Consider the following 25,419-nt stretch of genomic DNA (forward strand, 5'->3'; position numbering starts at 1 on the left):
AAAGCAATGAAAAAGATTATGAATGATGTAGAAAATATTGTTCAAGATATGATGCATGGCTTTTATTTTGAACATAACGAAAAAGTAAATTACGATGAAATACATAACATCATTTATGTAAAAAATATAGAAAAACTGAAGCAAAACGTTGTTATCATAAGCGGCGGTGGTAGCGGACATGAACCTGCTGATATTGGGTATGTAGGAAAAGGTATGCTTACGGCAGCAGTAAACGGCAATATTTTCACTCCGCCTACAGTGGAACAGATTGTAGCTGCAACCCGCCTCATGCCAAAAGATAAGAGTATTTTATTCATCATCAAAAACTTTAAAGATGACGTAGCAAATTTTTTAGCGGCTAAACAAATCGCTAAAGAAGAAGGAAGACGAATTGACCATATCATCGTAAATGATGACGTTTCAATTGAAGATGATGCTTCGTTTAATAAAAGAAGACGCGGCGTCGCTGGTACTGTTTTCGTTCAAAAAATACTTGGTGCGGCCGCTCTTGAAGGCCATTCTTTAGAAGAATTAACAATGCTTGGGCAATCTGTCATCAAAAACTTACACACATTAGGAGTCGCACTTTCACCTGCAAACGATCCAGTGAAAGGAAAAGATTCATTCACATTAAACGACGATGAAGTTTTTTATGGCGTTGGTATCCATGGTGAAAAAGGTTACCGTAAAGAAGCACTATCCTCTTCTGAAATATTAGCGATCGAACTAATGAACAAACTAAAAAGCATTTATCGCTGGAGAAAAGGTGAAAACTTCGCCATCTTCATTAATGGACTCGGCGCAACACCATTAATGGAACAATACATTTTCGCAAATGATATTCGCCGTTTATGTGAGCTTGAAGGATTACAAATTACATTCGTAAAAGTTGGTACACTGCTAACTTCTTTAGATATGAAAGGTGTTTCTCTCAGTTTGCTTAAGGTAGAGGATTTGGATTGGGTGAAGTGGTTGAAAGAAAGTACGGAAACTGCTAGTTGGTAATACAAATAGGATGGCTTCAATGGGCCATCCTATTTTTGTACGTAATTCAGCTATTTAAAAAATTCCGCCCTCAATATTACAGCAAATTTATATCAAAAATGTAAATCCTCATTTCCTTCGTATTTTCCTTTATTAAGTCTTTTTCTTATGAATAATTCTGCAACAATTAAATTGGGTACCCACGCTAACCAAGCAATAATAGCGTAACTAAGTTCAAACCGCTCTATTCCAAATAGAACGATAAACAACGGTAGCCAAATTCTTAATGTAACTGCTCCAAAGGTTAAAGAATAATTTCTAATCATCCAATTCCGATGGTCTTTAATTTTTTTATTCTTAACTCTATGTAACGCTTGATATGCTGATGTTAGCCAAAATACGGATAACAAACCGAAACCTAGCTTCGCTACCAATCCTCCCGTAGCATAAAAGGATAGATATAGTCCAGAAACGCCTCCTAATAATATACCAACCATATAGATTCTCCCAACTATTCGATGACGGTTGATATTCCTTTCTCTAAATTTAGTCGATAATGTAAAAGGACCAATTACTAATGCTACTATACTAGTTGTAATATGTATAAATAACATCATATACCAGAATTCACTTAATTTAGATCCAAACATAAGCTTCGCTTTTACAAGTCCTGTTTGAAATCCATCCATAATAAAATATTGGACAACAACATAACCAGATACTAAAAGAGCAAAAAAAGTAAATACAAACCAAATTTTCCTGTTCAAATTTTACTGCCTCCTTATTACATTAAGGAATTAGATTATACATTACTGTTCATTCTAGAGAAAAATAGAAAAGCCTTCTTCATACATAAAAACCCTCAAGTATATCGTTCTATACTTGAGGGTTTATTCATTTATTCCTTCTCATCTCTCATTTTCTTAAATCAATAGTTAGCTCATCTGTAATCTGCTCAAGATGAAAAAATCTTTTTATATAATGGGTATCAGACCATTTCTCTTCTCCACCAATAATAAATAATTCTTGCGCATCATACATAAATGAAAAGCTTGGATAAAAACTGTCAGCCTTTATTTCAATCTCACTAGTACGATTACTGATCATCTTACAGTCTGCTGAATAGCTTAATAACGTATAGAGCGAATCTTGTACTGATTGGAAGAAATACGAGAATCATTTTATAAACGAGATAGCACAAGAACATAATCACCTCACTAAAGGATGACAGGTCTTCCAAATAAAGCTGGATGATAAATTAACATCGCACCTACAAATGAACACACTAAACAAAAAATAGCCTCGTATTTTATGACTAGAGAGGTGTTAGTATCAAGCTTTTTTTTCTCTCTTTTACATATCATTTTAAATAAAACTCTATATATTAAATACCCAACAATCGCCCCGAGGGTATTCGTAAATAAATCATCAATATCTGTAATTCTATTATTTAGTAATTGATTTAACTCAATTGCCAATGAAAAAAAGAATCCTGCACATACGGTGTGTTTCATTTTTCTAAACTGCGACCAAATAGTCGGTAATAAAAAACCGAACGGCATAAACAGTACAATGTTTAAAAGATACGTAGTACTACCTGCCGTATCAAATAGAGTCAAGTTAATTTGACTGACACGAATCCACGTTTCATATCTACTTATATCCCATACAGTCGCAATTTGCGTCACCCCATATACTAGCGAAAGATAGAATAGAAAAACATATACCCATAGAAAATGCCGAATAGATACAGTTCTTTTCGCTTTAAAATAAAATCCAATTTGAAACATAATACAAAAAATAATAGTAAAAAAATAAGTATACAAATAACTAATCAAAACTTCTGTATGCATGTAGAATCCCCTAACTTTACATTTTCATCTATGACTTTGTCGTTTTTAGCCTTCTTCTTGATGTAACTCATTTATAGGATAGGAAAAACTTTTAAAATAAAAAGTGGGGTAAACATAAAATTTTTCTTAAATCTTCAGTTTGGTTTTATTATTACTCTTCTTAGGAATCCGCCATTGATAGCTAGGCAACAACATGCTTAAACGTAACAAGATTATCATTTTTGCACGTAATCCTCTTAGCACTTTAACCGATGAATCATATATAAAATCATGTGAATCATTTTTTCAGTTAAAACATGAAATTAAGAAATATATGACGTACTATAATCACTCTTGCTATCAATAGAATTTAAAGAAGATGACTCCTGTTTGCATACAGAAATCATCTTTTTTAGAATGTCCTTTACAAAGGGTACAGATTAAGAGCATCTTATGCCTATTCAAGGGGATCAACTATGCCTTCTTCCCTTAAAATCACTAAAACCTATTTACAAATCTATAAAAGTAGATATAATATCCTTATGGAACCTTTATTAATTTATAAAGCATTGTCAAATGAAACAAGATGTCAAATTTTATCCTGGTTGAAAAATCCAGAAAACCATTTCGATGAAAAACCTTATCTAGAACAAGACCTTAACTTTCAAGTTGGCGTATGTGTAGGAGATATCCAGCTTAAAACTGGCTTAGCCCAATCGGTTATTTCTAGTTATTTATTAACTATGAAAAAAGCAGGCTTACTAGAGTCTGACCGAATTGGAAAATGGACCTACTATCGTCGAAATGAAAAAACAATACGAGAGTTTTCTGAATACGTCCAAAACGAATTATAAAATGAAAGCTAATGATCAATCAGCATACTAATTGATTATTAGCTTTCACACATTCTGCTTTTTTACAGGTATCCAATTACTTTTTTTATAAATTGCACTGCCTATAAAAGCAAGAAACATCGAAAGGAGAAATTTTTTTAACATATCATATCTAGTTATTTAGATATCTGTTATTGTATTTTAAATTACATACTCCTGATAATGTTGGCATCCAATCATGCTTATAATAATGCTTCTTTGTTAATGAATTTACTTTCAAAATAATGATACGAATGGAGAGTTTAATAAATGAAAAAAGTAAATCCTTTACTTATTCTGACACTCGCAATAGGTGTGTTCGGAATTATTACTACCGAGATGGGTATTGTCGGCGTATTACCACAAATCACTGAAAAATTCGGAATTTCAACTACAAAAGCTGGCTTTTTAGTAAGTATATTTGCACTAGTTGTTGCTATTTCTGGTCCGTTCTTAATTCTGCTCGTCTCTAGTATTAATCGCAAAATAATTTTATTAACAGCAATTTTCATATTTGTTATTGCAAATTTAATCTACGCTTATACAACACAATTTGAAATCATGCTTATTTTTCGTATTTTACCGGCAGCGCTTCATCCACTCTTCTTTTCAATCGCTCTTGTAACAGCTGCTAAACTTGTCCCTCCAGAAAAGAGCGGTCAAGCGGTTACAAAAGTTTTCATGGGAATTACTGTTGGCTTTGCTTTAGGTGTACCACTAACCTCTTACCTTGCAGACCAATTTTCACTCGAAATTGCTTTCTTATTCGGAGCATTCGTTAACACTGTTGCATTCATTGGAATACTACTCCTACTTCCTTCTATGCCTGTTAAAGAAAAGATGTCTTTCGGCAAACAAATTCGTATACTCGGCAAACCAGGATTATGGTTAAATATTTTAACCGTCACATTCCTTTTTGCAGCCATGTTTTCCGTATACAGTTACTTCGCTGAGTACCTTGCAAAAGTAACTTCCATGAATGGATCTCTCATCAGTATCATGCTATTCATATTTGGTATAGTTATGATTTTAGGTAATCATTTATTTGGTGGTCTCCTACAAAAAAGCATAATAAACACTGTAATATCATTCCCTATTCTATATTCTATTGTTTACATATTGGTTTATTATTTAGGTTCCTACCTTGTTCCAATGATTTTTATAGTATTCATTTGGGGAATCGTGCATGCTGGTGGATTAATTGTTGGTCAAACATGGTTAATAAGTGAAGCTAAAGAAGCACCTGAATTTGGTAACAGTCTATTCGTTTCGTTCTCAAATCTCGGAATTACTTTAGGAACCATTATTGGAGGCTGGTTCATTTCAAACTTAGGTATTCACCAGCTTATTTGGAGCGGATTTATATTCACACTACTCTCATTTCTATTAATTATAATAAAACTAAAATTTTTCAATTCTAATAGCCAGGCTTCATTATCAAGCTAGTACATTGTCAGTTCCAAATTCGATAAAAAACATTATAAATTCTTCTTATACGATTTTATTAACTAAAAAGTATAATGCTCAAAGCCTTTAGCCATAATTACGACTAAAGGCTTTTTTGTATATAAAGTGAAACTTTAATCAGTGGGGGTTTTTCATCCCCCACTGATTATCAGCCCTCACCAATCGGACTTTTATGAGCAGTTGATCCCCCACCTAACTTCTTTGCTTTCGCTGAATTTCGAGGTGGGGATCTTACTGCCCATTAAAGCGGGATAAAAATAATTCTAAAAGGAGCTAATTTTATGGAACATAATCAAAATGGAGTACTTGCTTTAATTGTTTTGTTTTTAGGATTAGTGTTTTTTGTTAGTGGAATGGTTTATCATTTATGGGGTTCTTTTTAATAGTATGATTGTAATCACTCATAAAAACCCTCAAGTATATCGTTCCTTTATTAATTTCAACGTTTAGACAGATACATAATTCCAAAACTAAACCGTTTATTACAATTATCGATATGGAACATTTCCAAAAACAACTTAACATGGTAAAATAATATTCGGACGGGAGTCCAATATTATTAAAATTAAGATGGTTCAAGTCGGAGAAAGGCACCTTAGGGTGTCTTTTCTTTATTTTCAAAAGGACCTGCTCAATTATTGTGTAAAAAACATAAAGTAAGTTGAATCCATTAAAATACATGAGTGACCCCTTGTTTTCCCCTCTTATTAAAGGAGGAACTATTATGGGATTTGGTGGTAGTTGTAGTAGTAATTGTGGCGGCGGCTTTGCTTTACTAGTTGTATTGTTTATTTTATTGATCATTGTTGGAGCTTCTTGCTTCTGCTAAAAAACTATCGGAAAAGACACTCTTATATGGGTGTCTTTTCTTTGTAATAAAAAGCTCTCTATAAAGGAAGGTTTTTTAGCTTTTACATCCAAATTAGTTATTTACACAGCACTTTATTCCTTCGCATCCCTCATACTGTAATAACCTAAATTAATAATAATTAAGAAATACCCACCCATAATTCCAGCTGCAAATGTCCACATGTACTCACGGTGTTCAATTTCATACATAATAATCGCACCGAGTATGGCGGCTGCAAACCGATTCATCATGCCAAGCATTGGTGCTTTTTCTTTTTTTACGATACTATCTCCGAACTTTTCGATACGCCTTCCTAAAATCCAGGCGCAGTACATACTTACTAAAAGGCCAATGCTTATCCCTACAAACTGGGCTGAGAAAGGTGTCATCAACCATCCCAATAACATCACGCCTAGCAAACAATATATTTGTATATTGAATGATCTTAATGCCATACGAATCATGTTATGCTCCTTATCTTTCTTATTAATCCCATCTTTCGGACTTCAAGCTTTCTGATAGATCCTTTTTAAAATGGGGGAATTTGATTTTGCTCACCATTAAATAAGCGAGTACGCATGTGCCAAATGCCACGGAAACTGGGTTATTTAGGAGGCATAAAATAAGAAGACACATTGCCGCAAATGGGATGGGCATTCCGATGAATGTTGGGAGTTTGCTTTGTTGTGTATTAAATCTAGCAAGCCGCAGCATTCCGCAAATACTATAAACAAGCGCACATACCATCCCGATAGATTGCAAATCTTTTAAAGCAACACTATATGCAAGAATAGACGGTGCCACACCAAAGGTCACTAAATCTGCAAAGGAGTCTAACTCTCCGCCTATTTCCGAAACAGAATCTAGTTTCCGAGCAACCATGCCATCGAAAAGATCAAATACCATACCTGTAATAATGAATAGAACTGCACCATACATATCGTGAACGAAAACAGCGTGAATAGCCAAAAGCCCACACACAAAGTTTGCTATCGTCATCATATTTGGTATGTAACTCATCACACGCTTCTCCTCCTTTCTACTCATTACCTCATCTAAGTTCTTACTCATTACAATCAAGATCCTTCTGTTTTTCTTCCAATATCACTTTATTTATTTTCGTTAACGTATCCGTCATTTGCTCTAAAGCACCGATATCGATTTTTGAAAAGTATTTCTCAATTAATACATCATCTAACTCAGACAACTGCTCCATATACTTACTACCGTTTGGACCAAGTGTAAGGAAATACTCCCTTTTATTATTAGGATTTACTTGTTTTGAAATCATCTTCTGCTTTTCCAATTTCGATAAAACTTGGCTCACAGCGCTTTTCGATATATTAAAAGTAGTCGCAATGTGATTCGCTGTCGTGTTTTCATTTAAATGAATATGAAATAACATACTCTCTTGCTGTCCTGTAAGACCGTACTCATCTTTCAACTCCTGAAATAGTAAAATGTAGAATTCATTATAAGCTCGGTTCATTTCATTAATTATTTCTTTATACGTTCTAGTCATAGCACTCTTCCTCCATGCTGTTATTTTGTTTCATTCAATAGTTAAGTTCACTTAACTTAACTATATTATACCGTTATGTTTGTGTAAAGGGAAATCGATTTCCATGCTTTATTCACAATAAAAAAAAGAAGACATCCATTAAGATGTCTCCTTTTCATACTTAAGACTCCAAACTCTCACCATTCGTCTTAATTACTTCCTTATACCAATCAAAACTTTTCTTCTTCGATCTTTTTAATGAACCTTTTCCTTCATTATCTTTATCAACGTATATATATCCGTAACGTTTCTTCATTTCACCAGTAGAAGCACTTACAAGGTCAATTGGACCCCAGCTTGTATAACCGATAATATCTACTCCATCTTGGATGGCTTCTGACATTTCAATCATATGCTTCTCAAGGTAATCAATACGGTATGCATCATTCACTTCGTCTTCACCATTTAACTGATCGATTGCACCAAGGCCATTTTCAACGACAAATAAAGGTTTTTGGTAACGATCATAAAGTTGGTTCGCTGTAATACGGAAGCCTTTCGGATCAATCGTCCATCCCCACTCTGATTTTTCAAGATATGGATTTTCAACTGAACCGAATACATTTCCGCTCGTTATACTTTTTAATACTTCTGGATCTGTACTTGTTGCTCGGCTTGAATAGTAGCTAAAACCAATATAATCAACTGTATGCTCTTTTAAAATTTCCTCGTCTTCTTTTTCCATTTCAATTGTTACATTATTATCTGTAAAGAAGCGTTTTGCGTATCCAGGATATGCTCCTCTTGCTTGTACATCAATGAAGAAAAATGATTCACGGTCTTGTTCCATCGCACGAAGTACGTCGTCTGGATTACATGTGTACGGATACGTTGCACCTGCCGCAAGCATACAACCGATTTTTGCATCTGGAATGATTTCATGACATGCTTTTACAGCTAACGCACTTGCGACAAGTTGGTGATGCGCTGCTTGATACTGAATTTGTTTTTTATTATCACCTTCTTTAAATGCTAGACCTGCTCCCATGAAAGGTAAATGTAAAAGCATATTAATTTCATTAAACGTCATCCAATATTTCACTTTCTCTTTATATCTATTAAAAATTGTTTTTGCGTACGTCTCGAAGAAATTTACAAGCTTTCTACTTCTCCAGCTTCCATACTTTTCTACTAAATGCACAGGCACATCGAAGTGAGCCATCGTAACGACTGGTTCAATACCGTGCTTTAACAGTTCATCAAACAAATTATCATAAAACTGTAATCCTGCTTCATTTGGCTTTTCATCTTCACCACTTGGGAAAATACGCGTCCAAGCAATCGATACACGTAACGCTTTAAATCCCATTTCTGCAAACAGTGCAATATCTTCTTTATAACGATGATAAAAATCAATTGCTTCATGTGACGGGTAAAACTCTCCTTCTACCGGTGTAAAGGAATGAATATTTCCTTTCATAATATCCCAACGATTTTCACCAGTTGGTAATAGATCCACCGTCGTTAATCCTTTTCCGTCTTCTACATATGCGCCTTCAACTTGATTGGCTGCAGTTGCTCCACCCCATAAAAAACCTTTTGGAAAATTAACTTTAGACATATAGAAAAACTCCTTTATATAAGAATGAACGAGGAAAGGCATTGTAAGTTTTAAAGAATACCTTTCTTCGTTTGAACCTGTATGAAATGTAACTACTATTTAACTCCTAACTTTAGTAAAGAATCTCCTGCTTGAATCTTTTCTATCTCCGTTTTTTTGATGCTATATTTATCATAATTTGTAACAACAACTGGTGTTGTCACAATGTAACCCGCCTTTTGAATTTCAGCTATATTAAACTCAATAAGTAATTGCCCTTTTTCTACTCTCACTCCTTGTTCAATATGAGAAGAGAAAAATTCGCCATTTAATTTCACAGTATCCATTCCAATATGGATTAATATTTCAGCACCTGAATCCGCCGTAATTCCTATCGCATGATTCGTCGGGAATAGCGCAGAAATCGTACCTGAAACTGGTGAAAACAACTTTCCTTCTGAAGGCTCAATCGCAACTCCTTCACCTAACGCACCTGATGCAAATGCAGCATCGTCAATATTTTGAAGCGACATAACGGCGCCATGGAAAGGACTAAAAATTATTTCATCATCGTTTGATGCAGCGATTTTATTACTTGTTTCCTCTGTTTCTGTAGATGTTTTCTTTTTCGTAAAACCAAATAAGTAAGTTAGAATAAAACCTACTACTAAAGAAACAACCATCGAAACAATTGCGCCCCAAAATCCAGCTGTAATCCCATCTTTTGGACTAATAAATGTCGGAAGCGTAAATATACCAAGTCCGCCTGTCATATAAGCTTGTGTACCAAATACGCCAAGTATTGCGCCGCCAACTCCTCCAGCAATACAGCTCATAATAAACGGCTTTTTAAGCGGAAGTGTAATACCATAAATCGCTGGCTCTGTAACACCGAAAATACCTGAAATAAAAGCTGGAATACTAAGTGTTTTTAATTTCTTGTCTTTCGTTTTCATCCAAACACCAAGCACCGCACCAATTTGAGCAAATGAAGCAGCAAATATAAGCGCTAGTATCGGATCCACACCGTTTACTGCTAAATTGTTATAGCCAATCGGAACGACGCCCCAATGAAGGCCAAATATGACAAGTACTTGCCAGAAAGCACCGAGTAAAGCACCCGCTACTAATGGGCTTGCATGATACACCCAAAGCGTTGCCTGTCCTAAAAACTGCCCTGCCCACGTCGCAATTGGGCCAATAACGAGAAATGTAACTGGTACAACGATTAGTAACGTTAAGAATGGTAGTACAAATGTTTTCACAACATCCGGAATCACTTGCTTTAAAGACTGTTCTACTCTCGCTCCAAAATAAGCAGCGAGAATAATCGGAATAACAGATGATGCATAGTTCATTAAAATAACTGGTATGCCTAAAAACGTAATATGAATTGGTGATTCAAACATCGTTCCTGCAAATAACGTATATAATGGCTCACTTGCTTTTAAACCGGATAAAGCCGGATAGACTAACGCTCCCCCAATTGCCATACCGATGAATGGTGATCCCCCGAATTTTTTACTTGCTGTATATCCTAAGAAGATCGGGAAGAAGTAAAATAACGAATCGCCTACCGCATTTAATATTTGATACGTTCCTGACTGTGTACTTAACCAGCCTAACGCTACAAATAATGCATTAAATCCTTTAATCATCCCAGTTGCAGCTAACACTCCTAAAATAGGAGTGAAAATGCTAGAAAGAATATCTATAAGACTACTCTTCTTCTTATCACTCGCGTCTTCTTCCTCTGTCTCTTGAAATCCTCCGGCAACAATAACCGCTTTATAAACGTCGGATACATGGTTACCAATTACAACTTGATATTGCCCGCCGCTTTTCATAACCGTCACAATATCTTCCATACCTTTCAGTACTTCCGTATTTGCTTTCCCCTCATCTTTTAACTGAAATCGTAAGCGAGTTATACAATGTACAACGCTATTTATGTTTTCTCTTCCTCCAACATGTTTCAATATGTCTTTTGCCAACTGTTCATACTTCATAATCGTTCCCCCTCCTTACAATCATCCCATTTATTATTTTTATAAAAGAAAAAACCTAAACTAACCATAACGACGTGATACATACGAATCACTCCATTACAAGTCAATTTAGGTTTTGCCTGCCAAACCAGTAACAATCCCGTTTATTCAATTACATAATTCATTGCGTTTCGTTACACGATGAATGTGCAACGTTACGTACACTTTTTCATCTTTTGAAAGATGACTATTATGTGCTTTTCGTAAATACGCTTCAATTTTTTCTGTACAACAATACGCCTCTTCATACTTACTTTTCACTTGCTCGTATAAAAAATCATCATCGGCCGAGTTCAATTCCTTCTGCATTAAACGCTGCGCAAAATATCGTAAATGCGTTACAAAACGACTATAATTAAATGAATTTTCATCTAAGTTCATCTTATAGTGGTACTTTACAACATTTAAAATATCTTGGACTATTTTCGTCATCGCTACCGTTTGTTGCATCGCCGGCTCTCCTTGCTGCGCATTAACGAAATGTAGTGCAATTGACCCTGCCTCATCTTCAGAAAGTCTAAACCCAGTCTCTTCTTCAATTATGTTCAAAGCTTGTAGACCAATTTCAAACTCTTTCTGATAGAACCTCTTAATCTCCCAAAGCAAAGTATTTTTAAGATCCATTCCTTCTTTATGCCGAGTTAAGGCGAAACTTAAGTGATCCGTTAATGTAAGATAAATATAATCACTTAAAGTCCCCGGCAAAGCTGTCTTAGCAAACTGAATAATTCTCTCTGTAAGCTCTAAATTTTCTACAGGAATTTCAGTTAGCAACCTAGCAAGTTTCTCTGATAATTCTTTTGTCTCTAACACAAAGGTTTTTTCTACCTTAGATTCATCAATCGTATCGCCAACTTTTTTCTGAAATCCCAAACCTCTGCCCATCAGTACAACTTCTGTCTCATTATCCTTCATCGTACAAACAACATTGTTATTTAAGATTTTATGGATTCTCATATTGTTCCGCCTTCTTCTTCTTAAAGTCACAAAAGGTATAAAAAAAACCTAAACTGATTCCAAAAGCCACACTACACCCGTAGCCTCTAGATCAATTTAGGTTTTGCCTGCCGAACAGTAACAATCCTTTTACTTATTAACTTACCTTTATTATACACAAAGAGTAAGCGGTTGCAATGATAAATTATTGAATATTTTTTTACAAAGAAAAATACTAACAATCGATCAGCTGTTGCTTACATCCATTACAAGTTATGTACACAATTATATTTTACAATTACCGTAGATAACTTACATATTTCACCATGTTTATCATCCTGAATAATCAAACATAACCATTAATAAAATTCCATATAGACCCAGTAATGGTTAAAATGTTATAATAAAACTACCCTACATAGTTACTCATATTCATACTGAGGAACTAGCGTCTTATTAAGCAATGCGCATAACTCAAATAAAAAAGACACTTTACAGTGTCTTTTTTATTTATTTTCATAAGAATTATCTCTTTTATTAACAAAATCTATTAAACAACAAAGGAGAATATCGAATGGAGAATACTGTATCGAGAGAACTACGTAACATCCGTATATGCCTTATCATCTTGATCATTGTCATTGCATTTTGGGATCGTGAGAAACCTGTAGAAATTACTGACCATGGTAGTGACCCTATCGTAAACACCAGCAATATGACCCCAGTTGGCGATAATACATTTGCCTATAAAGACGAATCTAATCAAATTAAAATATTTAAATTTAACCCAGATACAAATGAAATAAAGCTAATAAAAGAGTTTTATGCTAACGAATATTAATGAAATTACATTGTACAAAAGGCAACTCAAGGTGTCTTTTTTATTTTCAAAAGGACCTGCTCATGTTTATACTTCAAAACATAAAGTAAATGGAATCCGTTAAAAAACATGAGTGACCCTTTGTTTTCCCCTCTTATTAAAGGAGGAACTATTATGGGATTTGGTGGTAGTTGCGGTGGAAGCTGCGGTTTTTCTGGAGGATTTGCACTATTAGTTGTATTGTTTATTTTATTAATCATCGTTGGAGCTTCTTGCTTCTGCTAAAAAACTATTGGAAAAGACACTCTTATATGGGTGTCTTTTCTTTGTAAACTAAAAAGCATGAGAATGAAAGCCTTTGGTCGTAATTACGACTAAAGGCTTTTTCTATATAAAAAATGAAACATAGTAAAAACAATATAATTATTTATATTGTTTTTCACTTTACAAACTATACCCAAAAAGTTGGATAGCTCCTTTTACTACTCATATTATTAATAAATAAAGCAATAACTACAATAATAAGAGAACCAACTAAAACTGGCGTTACTAAATAACTCCAACTATATGCTCCTAAAATAACGATAATTGGATCGGCCCCTGCCGGAGGGTGTGTTGTTCTTGTTAACATCATAATAGCAATCGACATACCAACTGCTAAAGCAATTGTCCAATATTCATTCCCAAACAAATGATATATTGATAGACCAATGAAAGTTGAAATCAAATGTCCTCCAATAATATTACGTGGCTGAGATAGCGGTGCATTCCAAACTCCAAACGCTAATACACAACTCGCTCCAAATGGAGCCATTAGCAATTCTGTAGAAGTTATACTCGTTAAATATGTTAAGGTGAGAATCGTTAAAAATCCCCCCAATAATCCCGTTAAAGAGTCCTTTATATTTACTTGTAATGGACTTCTTCCTTTCCCTTTCATTTTTGCAAAATACCTTACACTTATTGGTTGAGCCTCTTTCTGCTTAGCTGCTGTTATATTATCCATCATTCGCCTCCCTTATTTATCAATAATTATATCCCGAACAAAATAACCAGTCAATTCACACTTTAGGGGTTAGTTTAAAAATACAGAAAAAAAGAATCAACTGTTATAAGTTGATTCCCTAAACTTCTCCAGATTTTCGATCCTGGAATTTTGCTACCTTTTTCCGGTTCCCACATATTTTCATAGAACACCATTTTCGCTTTCCACTTTTATCTATAAATAATAAAACACAGTCAGGGTTTGAACACCTTTTAAGAGAAATAAGCTCATTTTCTGCTATTAACGTTAAAGCATCAAATGCAATTAACGATACAAGTACATCCTCAATTTCTCCAACTGGGATAGGCACTAGACGCTGTGCAATGACTTTATATGTAAATGGTGCTTTCTCAATTTGTTTTTCTAAATACGTAATAAAATCATTTGAAATTTCGTGCTGATCAGCAATTGCCTCAAACTGTTTTCTCAGTATTTCTCTTACCTCTAATATGCTAGATGTAACTTGATTCATGCGCTCTTGAATCCCTATAAGTGTTTTTTCATTCCAAAAAGGCAGATTAACCTTTATTACATATAGCCATTCTAATACATCTTCATCCGTTATTAATAAATCATAACGTTGTCCACGCCTAACTAGCTCTGTATTTACTAAATCTAATGAGAGATTTCCAGATATAAGCGGGAATTGTTTTGTTTCCTGCATGTACTCATCACCTACTCTTTAAACAATCATATTCCAAATTAATACAGAAGTACAACTTTTTTATAAACTATAAAGTATGAAGATCAAAACCTTTAGCCATAATTACGACTAAAGGATTTTTTGTATATAACTAAAAAGGAGCTGAATGTATGGAACATAATAAAAATGGAATGCTTGCTTTAATCGTTTTGTTTGTAGGACTAGCTTTTTTTGTTTTCGGCATGGTTTATCATTTATGGGGAACGGTTTAAAATTAAATAGTAATCCATTTAGAAGAAATTCAGACGCAATATCCTGAACCTCATCTCATTAAGCACCAATAATCATTTACCTAGTTATGAAACCCCTCATTATGCTTCAGGGGTTTCCACTTTAAAACAATTATAAAAAAAGGCCCCACCAATGGGGCGCTCAAAAAATAATATAAGTAAATGAATTAAAACAAATAACAGACAACTAAAATATATAAGATTAACATCATATAATCTACATATATGCAGAATTGCATAAGATTATTTATTATTACATGCTATACTAAAACAGGAGTCGACAATCGTTATTTTCTTCTTATTTTTAAAGCAATATGATATATACCTTCTTATCGCATTTGGATTGTACAAGCAAAAGAAGACATCATAATTGATGTCTTCTTTTCTTATATTTTTAAGAATTTTTTTGCGAAGATGCTCTCCAATCACGAAAAGATGTTGGGCGTCCAGAATGAGCTCTTTGCTTTGCAGCAGCAACAGCTGGTTTTTCTTCAATAGTCGTTGGTTTCTCTTCCACAATCGCTGATTTTTCTTCAAGAGTAGTCACAGCAGTTTGTATTTTTTCCAACTGCTCTTTTAAAGCTTGCTGTTCAATCTTTAAATCCGTAAGTAAGCGTAAAATCATTTCAGAATTAGCCATACAGATCCTCCTTCCCCCAATACACAGAATAAAATACAATATGTAAACGACCCAATACCGGTGACAAAATAAGGTTGTCAACTCTTATAAAATCCCAAGTATCTTTTATTTTTCAAAAGGACCTGCTCAAGTTTATCCGTAAAAACATAAAGTAAATTAAATCCATTAATTAATGGTCTTTATGGAAGGAGGAGTTAATATGGGCTATGGCGGTAGTTGTGGTGGAGGCTGTGGTTTCGGCGGCGGATTTGCTTTACTTGTTGTACTCTTTATTTTATTAATCATCGTTGGAGCTAGTTGTTGGGGCGGCGGATTCGGCTGCTAAGGGGAGGCACTCTTGAGAGTGTCTTTTTTTTGTGTTTTTGGATGTACACCCCCTCCCTATCCGTAGTTTACCAGCGCTAAAGAAAACACTGTTCTTGTTATCTTCCCCCTCAAAAATCGCACATTTTAAAATTGACATAACACTTCATGCACCATATACTGTTAACAACAGTATACTGTCATTAACAGTATAAATCCTAATTCATTCTAGGAGGTCTATTCATGAAACATACAGGAAGACATACAGGTGCATTTCTTTTGTTATTTTTGGCAGAAGGTGATAACTATGGCGGGCAATTATTACAAAAGTGCGAGGAAGAACTTCCAGTCAATCCAATCGATAGTGCCATTTTATATCGTACGCTAAAAAAATTAGAGAACGAAGGTGCAATTGCATCTTACGTAAGTACAGATCATCAAGACAAACCGAGAAAGATGTACAAAATTACGCCTGCTGGAAAAGGACAATTGGCAGATTTCCAAATGGATATTGAAGAAAAAATGAAGAACTTATCCTTTTTCATAGACAAATATAAAGACTTAAAGGAATCCAATCATGATTAACGGCGTGATCCTTTACACTTTAGCCATTATTCTTACGGGGATTTCTTTTATGAAAGACCGCAATAAAACGAAAGAAGCTCTAATGAAGTCGTGGAAAATGTTTCGCAATCTTCTACCTGCGATGCTCTCCATCATGCTTTTCGTTGGCTTATCGCTTTCTATATTAACGCCGTCTTTCATCTCTTCTATTATTGGGGAGCAATCTGGATTCATCGGTATTATTTATTCAGCGATACTCGGCTCCGTTGCACTTATTCCAAGCTTCGTCGTATTTCCTCTCGGTAATACGTTAGTCCAACACGGCGCAGGCCTTCCTCAAGTTGCGGCACTTATGTCTACATTCATGTCAGTAGGAATTACAACATTACCGATGGAACAAAAGATATTCGGGCGAAGCTTTGCTTACGCGCGTAATGCATCTGCTTTGCTCATGTCTCTCCTATTCTCCTATATCATTTGGGTGGTGATGGTATGAAGGAACTAAAAAAATATCGCTTCTTTTTCATTCTATTACTGGGGCTCTTTGTATTAACTTTTATAAATCAATCTTTAGGATGGAGCGCATTACAATTAACAGGGAATAGCATTTTAGATATGTTGTTTCTCCTCCCTCCAGTCCTACTATTTGTAGGGTTACTTGATCAGTGGGTGAAGAAAGAAACGCTCATGAAATATATGGGCGGAAATTCCGGCATATATGGAATCCTATTTTCTTTATTATTAGGCGGCATTGCAGCTGGTCCTCTCTACGTTGCCTTTCCAATTGCAGCACTACTCCTAAAAAAAGGCGCAAGCATTCGGTACATCGTATTTTTCTTAGGCGTTTGGACAACTGCGAAATTGCCAATTCTCGTGTATGAATTTTCTTCATTTGGAACTACTTTTACACTCATTCATATTGGTTTCGGGCTAGTATTCTTTTATATAATGGGGCTTCTTTTTGAGAGGTTTTATGATCAGGGGCAGTTGTTAAGGTATGATGTTACGGAGGAAATGTAAAAAGACATCTTTATCTCTTAAAGATGTCTTTTTATATAAACCTTAATTCTCGTTCTGTAAAACCCTCGCTGTCTTTACTCCCTTTTTCTCTTCTTTTAAAAACAACGATACGATAAAAGCAACAATAATAAAGACCAACCCTAATGTAAACGCACCTTGGAATCCTGATGTTAAACCGTTTAACTTCTCTACTGGGTCCATTGGATTTGCGGAGCTTTCCATATAGCTAGTTGTTCCTGAAGACATTTTCGAAATGAAGATAGCTGTACCAATTGCGCCAGCTACTTGTTGCAACGTATTAAACAGTGCTGTTCCGTGCGGATATAAATCTGGTGTTAATTGATTTAATCCGTATGTTTGTGCTGTCATAACAAACATGAGTCCAACCATTAATACGCTATGCATGACAATAATTTGTAACATTGATGTATTAGGAGTAATGCCTTTAAATAAGAACATCGCAATCCCTACTAACACAATACCAGGAACGATAATAACTTTCGGACTAAATTTATCAAACAGTTTACCTGCGATTGGTCCCATTATGGCGCTAATAATACTTCCTGGAAGCATGATAATTCCTGATTTAAAAGCTGTAACGAGTAAAACTGTTTGCAGGAACATCGGTAATAAAGTCATCGTTGAAAATAACGACATCATCACAATAACGATTAATCCAACTGATAATGTAAACATCGGAACTTTAAATGCACGTAATTCTAAAATTGGATTTTCAATTTTTAATTGTCGAACAGCAAAAATACATAATGAGATAAGCCCAACAAGTAAAGTGCCATACACTTTCGCATCAGACCATCCTAAATCACCTGATGCACTAAAGCTATACACAAGTCCGCCAAATCCTAATGTCGATAAAAGGATAGATGGATAATCTACTTTTGGCCTTGTTAACTCTGAAACATTTTGAATGTACTTCATTCCAATCATAATTGAAATGATCACGATCGGAATAACAATATAGAATAACCAGCGCCAATTTAATGAATCCACAATTACTCCAGATAATGTAGGACCAATTGCTGGAGCAGACATCATCACAAGTGCGATTAATCCCATTGTGGCACCACGTTTTTCAGGCGGACAAATAAGTAAAATCGTATTCATTAATAACGGTGAAATTAACCCCGTCGCTACAGCTTGGACGATACGGCCAACTAATAAAATAGAAAATGTCGGTGCAAATCCCGCAATTAATGTACCAACTAAAAACGTTACCATCGCAATCAAAAACATTTGTCTCGTTGTAAGCCATTGCTGAAGTAACGCTGTAATCGGGACTAAAACCCCAACTACTAACATGTAAGCTGTAGAAAGCCATTGAATTGTTGATGCTGTTACGCCAAATTCTTTCATTAATACTGTTAACGCATTACCAAGTAATGTTTCGTTTAATAATGCAACCATTGCCCCTAAAAGTAATGCAATTAAAATGGGGGTATGTTTCAAATTAGAAGTATCAACTTTGCCACTTGTAGGGCTCTTAGTTGTCATATTCATTTGCAGATTCTCCTCCTATTTCTTACTTAAAAAGCTTTAAATAAACCGGAACACATGTAATATAATATACATATGTAGATTAAAAAGGGAGAATCAATTTTCAGCCATTGTATACTTAATCTACAAAAAAGGAGAATTGTAGATGAACGATAGTGAAAAACAACTTGATTTACGCATTAGACGTACACATAAATTATTGTGGGATTCCTTATTTGAATTAATGACGCAATTAAAACAGAAATATAGTACTATCACGATTAACCAAATTTGTGATCGTGCGATGGTACACCGAACAACCTTTTACAAACACTTTGAAGATAAAGATGCTTTATTAGCATTTGGATTTAAACGATACAGCAAGATAATTGCTGGAATACCGGTTTCAGATCGATTAAGTAAACCATTTCAAGTAATGGAACAATTTCTACATCATGAAGAAATCGGTAAAATATTAGAGACGCAAATGTCTGATGAACAATTTATTAGCCGGACACAGTATTTAAGTCACGAAACGAGAAAACAAGAAATAGAAGCGTTAAATCAACTTTGCAAAAACCATACGATGCCAAATGATTTAATCATTGAATTTTATTCAGGGGCAATCACCTCATTAAGCACGTGGTGGTTTAAAAATGAAAGAAGCGTTTCTGCAGCAGAAATGGATAGGTATCTCCACCAACTTATTAATCGGGATATTTTTCAGTTTGAAGAGGAATAACTTCACCATCAAAAAAAGGCTGTTTTATAAACAGCCTTTTTTTGATGGAATAAAACGTCGATAAATTTAAGTAACAAATATTCAGAATTAATATTAAAATATAAAATGGGGATAGGGGTATGGGATTTAAAATTTTATACATAACGAGGGAATAGAAATGAAACTACAATTAAAAGCAGATTTAGGACTACTACTGGTTACATTCTTTTGGGGTGCATCCATCTTACTTACCAAGATTGGACTTGAAGGCATAGAAGAATACAATTTAATCGCATTACGATTTATTATTGCCTTTCTTTTATCAGGTTTAATATTTTACAAACATTTATTCAAAGTCGATTTTAAAACTGTAAAATATGCATTTATACTCGCTTCTGTCTTATTTATCGTTTACATTTTCGCGACGTTCGGCACAAAGTATACGAGTGTTTCTAATGCAGGTTTCTTACTATGTCTCACAGTCATTTTCATTCCGATATTATCAGCTATATTTTTAAAACACATTCCGGAAAAGAAAGTTATAGTAGGAATCTTTTTAACGATAATAGGAATCGGCTTATTAACATTAACGAGCGAATTCAAGATCGGTAATGGCGATATATTTTGCATACTGTCAGCCTTATTTTATGCCATTCACGTCATCATTACCGGAAGCGTAACAAAACATGTGAACTCCATTGCACTTGGAGTCATACAACTCGGTTTCGTCGGTCTATTTAGTCTTATATTTTCATTCATTATCGAAACACCAAAGCTTCCTAGCACAACCAACTCATGGCTCATCATCTTAGCCTTAAGCATATTTTGCACAGCAATCGCATTCATCGTGCAAGTGATCGCCCAGCAATACACAACGCCCACACATACAGGCCTTATCTTTTCATTAGAACCTGTTTTTTCAGCAGGCTTTGCTTTCGTTTTCACAGGTGAAACACTTACCGGAAAAGGATACTTAGGCGCGACACTTATCTTAGTAAGTGTGTTGATTGCTGAGGTGGATTTTAAGGGATTGTTACGGGTTGGGGTTAGGAGGAATGTAGAGTAGGTATTTCTCTAAGGTAGATAAACATACCCCAAAAATATTCGTTTGTATTATTTTCACCCTCTTACCTTAATTGTTTTAGATGCTATCTTTAAATAAGGTAGCATCTAAAAAATGTTACAAGGAATTATTATATTTATGTAGCCTGCATAGTTAACCTTTTCTACATTACTTACTTCACATAGTCATACAGATTTTTCGCTAACAATAAACAAGTTACTGTAATGAAAAGAGCACGAACATACCCGCTTCCTTTTTTTATAGCAAATTTGGAGCCGACGATTCCTCCAGCAATTTGAGCAATCCCCATTATAAAACCATACACATAGTTTACTTGCCCTACATACATAAACATTAACAATGCACCAACGTTACTTCCTAAATTAAGAAACTTCGCAGTACCTGCTGCTTTTAAAAAATCATACCCAATAAATAAAAGAGAAAACATTAAAAATGAACCTGTACCAGGACCTAGAAATCCATCATAAAAACCAATAACAAAAATAAAAAAGGTAAAAATAATGACGTGTCGACCAGACAATTTTTTATGAGTGGAAATACTTCCCCAATCCTTCTTGAATATCGTATAAATAGCGACCGCACCAAGCATGATCAGCATTAATGGCTTCAGTACTTCTGGGTTCATTAAATGAACGGTCCATGCCCCTATTATAGAAGCTATGAAAGTGAGCGGAAATAATTTAAAAGCCGATTTTAAATCAAGATTACCAGAACGATAAAACACAATATTACTAGTTGCACTCCCCATTGTTGATGCTAATTTATTCGTGGCTACTGCACTTGCTGGATTCAATCCTGTAAATAATAAAGCTGGTAAGGCGATTAATCCACCACCACCTACAACTGAATCAATAAATGCAGCTACAAATCCAAAAACAATCAAAATCATTAATATAGATGGGTCTAAATAAAAATCCATATTAGTAGCCTCCCCTTAGTCACTATTGTAATAGTAACTACCAATTTGCTAAATGTAAAGAGTTATTGTAACGTTAAAATATAAAAGCAAACATCGGAGGACAAAAAAAGTGGACTACATAGTGCAACAGCTTAAAAAAATTGGTTTTAATGAATATGAAGCTAAATCTTATGTATCTCTTGTTAAACAAGGGCCTGTCACAGCCTATCAAGTGAGTAAGGATTCGGGTGTCCCAAGAGCGCGAATTTACGAGATTTTAGGTAACCTTGTAGAAAAAGGAATTGTCATGAAAGAAGAAATAAATGACACCACTCGCTATTCACCTCTACCTGTTGAAATCTTTTTGCAGAAGGCTCAATCAGAATGGCAGTCTACTTATGAAGGAATTAGTGATTCATTAAAGAAGTTAGAAACTTCCGAGGAAAAAACGGATAATCGAGTCATTACTTTAAAAGACAATAAAACAATCATTAGCTATTGTCAGACTTTAATAAAAAAAGCAGAACAACGTATTGTCATTTCGATGTGGGATGAAATGTACGAAGCGTTAAAAGAGGAACTATCTGAAGTAGCTGATAAAGTTACAGTACAAGGCATTACCCTACATGTTGAAAATCCCATTAAAAATTTAGAAGCCCATCGTATCACACCCTATACAGAAACTCTGTCTACAGAACATTGGTTTATTTTATCGATAGATTCTAAAGAGATGATTTATGGACCATCAATTGAAGAGCGTAATATTGCTTTTTATACAGATGACCCCGTTCATATATACCTATTAGAGGATTATGTATGGCATGATGTTTTAGTGAATCGACTTGTCCGGCGTAGCCAAGATGACTTGCAGCAATGGATTACTGCGGAGAGAAGATCTTTCTTTATGGGAAAATAAGAAATATATTGAAAGAATCAAAAAAATAAAGCATAAGTTAATGAAATGGAAAACTTATGCTTTATTTGCAAAGTCATACTCAAATCTTTCAACTATTTCCCCTCCACAAACCGCCCAAACTCCTTCAAAAATCTTAGGCTAAAACTCCCCACAGGCCCATTCCGATGCTTCGCCACATGAATCTCCGTCATCTCTTTCTGTCTCGTTTCCTTATCATAATAATCTTCACGATACATAAGCATAATGACATCCGCATCTTGCTCGATTTGTCCTGTCTCTCTTAAATCAGATAAAAGAGGTCGCTTATCTTGCCGTGACTCTACGGAACGAGATAATTGCGACAATGCTACTACACAAACATTTAATTCACGTGCTAATACCTTAAGCTTACGAGAAATTTCACTAATCTCTTGAAATCGATTGCCCTTATGCTTCGGATCGCCTGTAATAAGCTGCAAGTAATCTACAATAATTAAAATCTTTTTATCACCGTGCTTCCTCTTTAACTTACGAGTTTGCATCCAAATATCTTGCACAGTAACACCTGCATTATCGTATATCTCAAGAGGTAACTCACCAATCTCCGCAAACGCCTTACTCACCTTTTCCCAGTCCTCTATCGTAAAACGATGCTTCGGATTTTTCAGCCTACCTCCTGACACTTCGCCCGCGCAAGACGCCATCCTTTTCAGCAATTGCTTACTACTCATCTCTAACGAAAACAGCCCAACTGCTGATCCAGACTTCGCCGCATGCAGTGCAATATTTAATGCAAACGCCGTCTTCCCCATAGAAGGACGCGCTCCAAGGACGACAAAATCCCCTTCCTGCAATCCGCACGTCATCTTATTTAGCGATGTATAACCAGTCTCAATACCAGTATTCTCTTTCGTATCTTGATGAAGCTCCTCATATAGCCCAACTAAAGCATCCTTCAAATCAAACTCACATACACAGTCCTTTTCCTCTAACTCACAAAGTCCCGTAATCGTCTCACCAATAACTTTCTCATTCTTCTCCGCAATAAGACGCTCTCCCATCTTGTGCCCGAGAACACCCGCCTGATACATTTTCCAGGCACCTCGAACAAGCCCCTCATAATAAGAGAAGTTGGCAGTTGTAGGCACACCATCCATCAACCCTATAAAATACTCCATTCCCCCGATCCCCTCTAAAAACTTCGGATCTACCCTAGAAATGAACGTCACAAGATCAATCGGTTGCCCCTCTTCTTCCATTTTTCGCATTAACTGAAATATAGACTTGTGCACTGGCATAGAAAAATACTGCTCCGTCAAACGGCACTCCTTAATAAGCTCTCCATCAAGTAATAGAGAACCTAACACCGTCTTTTCCGCCTCCACATTTTGAATACTCATGGACGCCACCCGCGCTCCGCTAAAAAGCGCTGCAACTCTTCCTCAGACGGCGCATTCTTCTCCCACTCCTCACACCTCGCCAAAAACTCCTCCGTCTCCCCCGTACTAACAGACGACTCCTTCTTCCGAAACTTAGCCGTATCCGCCTCAACCTCACACACTTTCGTAAACCCTTTCCCGTGCCAGCCTCTCAAAATGCCCTTCACATAAGCAACCGTCCGCTTATTATTCTCAAACGCAATTTGAAGAGCCTTCAGCACAAGCTCCTCTGACAAATCTTCCATCCACGCACTCAGTTCCTCCACAGTATGCGGAGACAAACTACCGAAATGTTGCTCATAAAAGGAAAACACACGACTTCCCGTTTCTTCCTCTATAACCTCTTCTTCCTCTGTCTCCTCACAAACTGGATCAATATCATCCACAGCCAAATCACTCGGCATACCGAAATGCGCTAAAAGCATCGGAACATTCAGCTCCTCCTCTACGCACTTCTGAAGAAACATATGTACAAACTCCTTATTTTTCACACCCTTAAGCTCACGAAGCACACACTTCTCCACATTCGTATTCGTCACCGGATTATAACGAAGCCAATTCAAAACGAATAACTCCCGCGTCTCCGCATCATAAAGAATCTTCCCATAATCAATGAAGCGCTGCACAAGCTTATCAACAGTCTCCCGATTATAACCAGTCTCCATCTCAGCTAACCGCTTCGGAAAAGGAAAAATCCCGCACTGCGTCGTCTTCGAACAAGTTAACAAATACACATAAAAATACCGCTCCTCCGGCGTCAAATCCAAAACAAAATCATCCTGCCAAAAATTCACCTGCACATTACGATACACCGCCATCCTAATTCCTCCCGTCTCCGTTCAAAATGTAAAAGCCCCTTCATAATATATATGGGAGACTGGCCGGGTTTTTGGCGTGTTATTTCAAAATTTTTTTCGACTCCTACTACGGTGTTTGTTGGTGTTTTTGTTTTGTTATGTTTTTTCTTAGTGATTTATTACTTGGTAGGGGCTTGTAAGGGGCTTATGAGGGGCTAGTTATCGGTTACTTCGATTAGAAATACACGATCCGAGAAGCCACCTCGTTCTTCTGCTTTCTTTTTTCGGATGTTGTTGATTTCTTCTAGTGTTGTGCCTTCGTGTTCGGCTAGGGCGTTTATTAGTTCTAGTAGGTCGGATAGTTCTTCGAGTTTATCGGGTTTTGTTTTGCTTCGATGTATTCTGTTATTTCTTCTTCTGTTTTCTTGCAGATTTCTTTTATGTATTCGTCTTCGTGTAGGATTCTTGTTGTTGGTGTTTTTCCGTTGGATTTTATTATTTGTGGGATTTTGTTTCGGATTAGTTTGTTGTAGGTTGGCATGGGATTTCCTCCGTTTGGTTTTTCTTCTATTATAATGGAAAAGCAGTTTAACTAGGTGTTAAACTGCTGAATTGCTTCTTTACTTATGGTACAATCTAACGTATAGATTTAAAGAACAGTTTTCATTATAAAAAA

28 protein-coding genes and 3 pseudogenes are annotated in these 25,419 nt (G+C 35.6%); 14 read left to right on the top strand and 17 right to left on the bottom strand.

Features of this window, described 5'->3' with window-relative positions; translation table 11 throughout:
- Nucleotides 1–6: 6 nt before the first annotated feature.
- Nucleotides 7–1,005 (top strand): DhaKLM operon coactivator DhaQ, encoded by a 999-nt coding sequence (gene dhaQ, locus QEP67_RS22945; RefSeq protein ID WP_074651607.1) that lies wholly within the window; start codon nt 7–9, stop codon nt 1,003–1,005.
- Nucleotides 1,006–1,097: 92 nt separating this feature from the next.
- On the opposite strand, the gene QEP67_RS22950 is transcribed toward dhaQ, so the two are convergent.
- The 3 genes and pseudogenes from QEP67_RS22950 to QEP67_RS22960 form a co-directional block, all read right to left on the bottom strand.
- Entirely contained in the window at nt 1,098–1,751 is a 654-nt protein-coding gene (locus QEP67_RS22950) for a DUF2306 domain-containing protein (RefSeq protein WP_001080298.1), read from the bottom strand.
- Nucleotides 1,752–1,899: 148 nt separating this feature from the next.
- Nucleotides 1,900–2,154, bottom strand: a pseudogene (locus QEP67_RS22955) (hypothetical protein); the annotation flags it as partial.
- 47 nt (nt 2,155–2,201) lie between these two features.
- On the bottom strand, nt 2,202–2,837 hold the full coding sequence (locus QEP67_RS22960; protein ID WP_088321269.1) for a VanZ family protein: 636 nt from the start codon (nt 2,835–2,837) through the stop codon (nt 2,202–2,204).
- Between the two features lie 244 nt (nt 2,838–3,081).
- Between QEP67_RS22960 and QEP67_RS22965 the strand changes: the two are divergent.
- The 4 genes and pseudogenes from QEP67_RS22965 to QEP67_RS22980 all read left to right on the top strand — a co-directional run.
- A pseudogene (locus QEP67_RS22965) lies at nt 3,082–3,183 on the top strand (TetR family transcriptional regulator); the annotation flags it as partial.
- 175 nt (nt 3,184–3,358) lie between these two features.
- Complete coding sequence (locus QEP67_RS22970; RefSeq protein ID WP_000433539.1) at nt 3,359–3,670, top strand: helix-turn-helix transcriptional regulator; 312 nt, start codon at nt 3,359–3,361, stop codon at nt 3,668–3,670.
- A 288-nt stretch (nt 3,671–3,958) separates the two neighbouring features.
- Nucleotides 3,959–5,134 carry an MFS transporter gene (locus QEP67_RS22975; RefSeq protein ID WP_353706440.1) on the top strand — a complete coding sequence of 392 codons (1,176 nt, stop codon included), beginning with the start codon at nt 3,959–3,961 and terminating at the stop codon, nt 5,132–5,134.
- Nucleotides 5,135–5,879: 745 nt separating this feature from the next.
- Complete coding sequence (locus QEP67_RS22980; protein WP_075310385.1) at nt 5,880–5,984, top strand: YjcZ family sporulation protein; 105 nt, start codon at nt 5,880–5,882, stop codon at nt 5,982–5,984.
- 113 nt (nt 5,985–6,097) lie between these two features.
- On the opposite strand, the gene QEP67_RS22985 is transcribed toward QEP67_RS22980, so the two are convergent.
- The 6 genes from QEP67_RS22985 to licT all read right to left on the bottom strand — a co-directional run bounded on the left by QEP67_RS22985 (nt 6,098) and on the right by licT (nt 12,111).
- Nucleotides 6,098–6,469, bottom strand: coding sequence for an ATP synthase subunit I (locus tag QEP67_RS22985; RefSeq protein WP_064056335.1), 372 nt, complete (start codon nt 6,467–6,469; stop codon nt 6,098–6,100).
- Between the two features lie 22 nt (nt 6,470–6,491).
- Nucleotides 6,492–7,076, bottom strand: coding sequence for a CDP-diacylglycerol--serine O-phosphatidyltransferase (gene pssA, locus QEP67_RS22990; RefSeq protein ID WP_074651610.1), 585 nt, complete (start codon nt 7,074–7,076; stop codon nt 6,492–6,494).
- Nucleotides 7,069–7,527, bottom strand: coding sequence for a MarR family winged helix-turn-helix transcriptional regulator (locus QEP67_RS22995; protein ID WP_000198930.1), 459 nt, complete (start codon nt 7,525–7,527; stop codon nt 7,069–7,071). Before QEP67_RS22995 ends, pssA begins: the two co-directional genes overlap by 8 nt.
- 160 nt (nt 7,528–7,687) lie before the next feature.
- Nucleotides 7,688–9,127, bottom strand: a complete 1,440-nt coding sequence (locus tag QEP67_RS23000) for a 6-phospho-beta-glucosidase (protein WP_000049021.1) — start codon at nt 9,125–9,127, stop codon at nt 7,688–7,690.
- 95 nt (nt 9,128–9,222) lie between these two features.
- Nucleotides 9,223–11,115, bottom strand: a complete 1,893-nt coding sequence (locus QEP67_RS23005; RefSeq protein WP_000873087.1) for a beta-glucoside-specific PTS transporter subunit IIABC — start codon at nt 11,113–11,115, stop codon at nt 9,223–9,225.
- A 147-nt stretch (nt 11,116–11,262) separates the two neighbouring features.
- Nucleotides 11,263–12,111 (bottom strand): BglG family transcription antiterminator LicT, encoded by an 849-nt coding sequence (gene licT, locus QEP67_RS23010; RefSeq protein WP_064471006.1) that lies wholly within the window; start codon nt 12,109–12,111, stop codon nt 11,263–11,265.
- A gap of 553 nt (nt 12,112–12,664) precedes the next feature.
- On the opposite strand from licT, the gene QEP67_RS23015 reads away from it, so the two are divergent.
- Together QEP67_RS23015 and QEP67_RS23020 are read left to right on the top strand one after the other, a co-directional pair.
- On the top strand, nt 12,665–12,931 hold the full coding sequence (locus tag QEP67_RS23015; protein ID WP_000432378.1) for a YmzC family protein: 267 nt from the start codon (nt 12,665–12,667) through the stop codon (nt 12,929–12,931).
- Nucleotides 12,932–13,084: 153 nt separating this feature from the next.
- Nucleotides 13,085–13,195, top strand: a complete 111-nt coding sequence (locus QEP67_RS23020; RefSeq protein WP_000505686.1) for a YjcZ family sporulation protein — start codon at nt 13,085–13,087, stop codon at nt 13,193–13,195.
- Nucleotides 13,196–13,361: 166 nt separating this feature from the next.
- Here QEP67_RS23020 and QEP67_RS23025 read toward each other — a convergent pair whose 3' ends face one another.
- The 3 genes from QEP67_RS23025 to QEP67_RS23035 all read right to left on the bottom strand — a co-directional run bounded on the left by QEP67_RS23025 (nt 13,362) and on the right by QEP67_RS23035 (nt 15,528).
- Complete coding sequence (locus tag QEP67_RS23025) at nt 13,362–13,916, bottom strand: HPP family protein (protein ID WP_000368837.1); 555 nt, start codon at nt 13,914–13,916, stop codon at nt 13,362–13,364.
- 118 nt (nt 13,917–14,034) lie between these two features.
- Nucleotides 14,035–14,619, bottom strand: coding sequence for a CGNR zinc finger domain-containing protein (locus tag QEP67_RS23030; protein WP_061672079.1), 585 nt, complete (start codon nt 14,617–14,619; stop codon nt 14,035–14,037).
- Between the two features lie 663 nt (nt 14,620–15,282).
- Nucleotides 15,283–15,528: a hypothetical protein gene (locus tag QEP67_RS23035; RefSeq protein WP_142311684.1), complete on the bottom strand. Its 246-nt coding sequence runs from the start codon at nt 15,526–15,528 to the stop codon at nt 15,283–15,285.
- A gap of 199 nt (nt 15,529–15,727) precedes the next feature.
- On the opposite strand from QEP67_RS23035, the gene QEP67_RS23040 reads away from it, so the two are divergent.
- The 4 genes from QEP67_RS23040 (at nt 15,728) to QEP67_RS23055 (ending at nt 17,415) form a co-directional block, all read left to right on the top strand.
- Nucleotides 15,728–15,853, top strand: a complete 126-nt coding sequence (locus QEP67_RS23040) for a YjcZ family sporulation protein (RefSeq protein ID WP_000540377.1) — start codon at nt 15,728–15,730, stop codon at nt 15,851–15,853.
- A gap of 221 nt (nt 15,854–16,074) precedes the next feature.
- Nucleotides 16,075–16,416 carry a PadR family transcriptional regulator gene (locus QEP67_RS23045; protein WP_000683183.1) on the top strand — a complete coding sequence of 114 codons (342 nt, stop codon included), beginning with the start codon at nt 16,075–16,077 and terminating at the stop codon, nt 16,414–16,416.
- Nucleotides 16,409–16,891, top strand: coding sequence for a hypothetical protein (locus QEP67_RS23050; protein ID WP_000606992.1), 483 nt, complete (start codon nt 16,409–16,411; stop codon nt 16,889–16,891). Before QEP67_RS23045 ends, QEP67_RS23050 begins: the two co-directional genes overlap by 8 nt.
- Nucleotides 16,888–17,415, top strand: coding sequence for a permease (locus tag QEP67_RS23055; RefSeq protein ID WP_000661295.1), 528 nt, complete (start codon nt 16,888–16,890; stop codon nt 17,413–17,415). The genes QEP67_RS23050 and QEP67_RS23055 overlap by 4 nt, the downstream gene beginning before the upstream one ends.
- Before the next feature lie 42 nt (nt 17,416–17,457).
- On the opposite strand, the gene QEP67_RS23060 is transcribed toward QEP67_RS23055, so the two are convergent.
- Entirely contained in the window at nt 17,458–18,933 is a 1,476-nt protein-coding gene (locus tag QEP67_RS23060) for an MDR family MFS transporter (RefSeq protein WP_080483120.1), read from the bottom strand.
- 142 nt (nt 18,934–19,075) lie between these two features.
- Here QEP67_RS23060 and QEP67_RS23065 point away from each other — a divergent pair, with 142 nt between their 5' ends.
- Together QEP67_RS23065 and QEP67_RS23070 are read left to right on the top strand one after the other, a co-directional pair.
- On the top strand, nt 19,076–19,651 hold the full coding sequence (locus QEP67_RS23065) for a TetR/AcrR family transcriptional regulator (RefSeq protein ID WP_000999966.1): 576 nt from the start codon (nt 19,076–19,078) through the stop codon (nt 19,649–19,651).
- Between the two features lie 157 nt (nt 19,652–19,808).
- Complete coding sequence (locus tag QEP67_RS23070; RefSeq protein WP_000776038.1) at nt 19,809–20,696, top strand: DMT family transporter; 888 nt, start codon at nt 19,809–19,811, stop codon at nt 20,694–20,696.
- 169 nt (nt 20,697–20,865) lie between these two features.
- On the opposite strand, the gene QEP67_RS23075 is transcribed toward QEP67_RS23070, so the two are convergent.
- On the bottom strand, nt 20,866–21,633 hold the full coding sequence (locus QEP67_RS23075; protein ID WP_353706441.1) for a TSUP family transporter: 768 nt from the start codon (nt 21,631–21,633) through the stop codon (nt 20,866–20,868).
- 109 nt (nt 21,634–21,742) lie between these two features.
- Here QEP67_RS23075 and QEP67_RS23080 point away from each other — a divergent pair, with 109 nt between their 5' ends.
- Nucleotides 21,743–22,528 (top strand): helix-turn-helix domain-containing protein, encoded by a 786-nt coding sequence (locus QEP67_RS23080; protein ID WP_353706442.1) that lies wholly within the window; start codon nt 21,743–21,745, stop codon nt 22,526–22,528.
- A gap of 92 nt (nt 22,529–22,620) precedes the next feature.
- On the opposite strand, the gene dnaB is transcribed toward QEP67_RS23080, so the two are convergent.
- From dnaB to QEP67_RS23095, 3 genes and pseudogenes are all read right to left on the bottom strand, one after another.
- Nucleotides 22,621–23,907 carry a replicative DNA helicase gene (gene dnaB, locus QEP67_RS23085; RefSeq protein WP_064471004.1) on the bottom strand — a complete coding sequence of 429 codons (1,287 nt, stop codon included), beginning with the start codon at nt 23,905–23,907 and terminating at the stop codon, nt 22,621–22,623.
- Nucleotides 23,904–24,764, bottom strand: coding sequence for a DnaD domain protein (locus QEP67_RS23090; RefSeq protein WP_064471003.1), 861 nt, complete (start codon nt 24,762–24,764; stop codon nt 23,904–23,906). The genes dnaB and QEP67_RS23090 overlap by 4 nt, the downstream gene beginning before the upstream one ends.
- Before the next feature lie 194 nt (nt 24,765–24,958).
- Nucleotides 24,959–25,284, bottom strand: a pseudogene (locus tag QEP67_RS23095) (nucleoside triphosphate pyrophosphohydrolase).
- Nucleotides 25,285–25,419 lie beyond the last annotated feature (135 nt).

The organism is Bacillus cereus group sp. MS39, from assembly GCF_040448665.1.
GTDB classification, from domain to species: Bacteria; Bacillota; Bacilli; order Bacillales; family Bacillaceae_G; genus Bacillus_A; species Bacillus_A wiedmannii.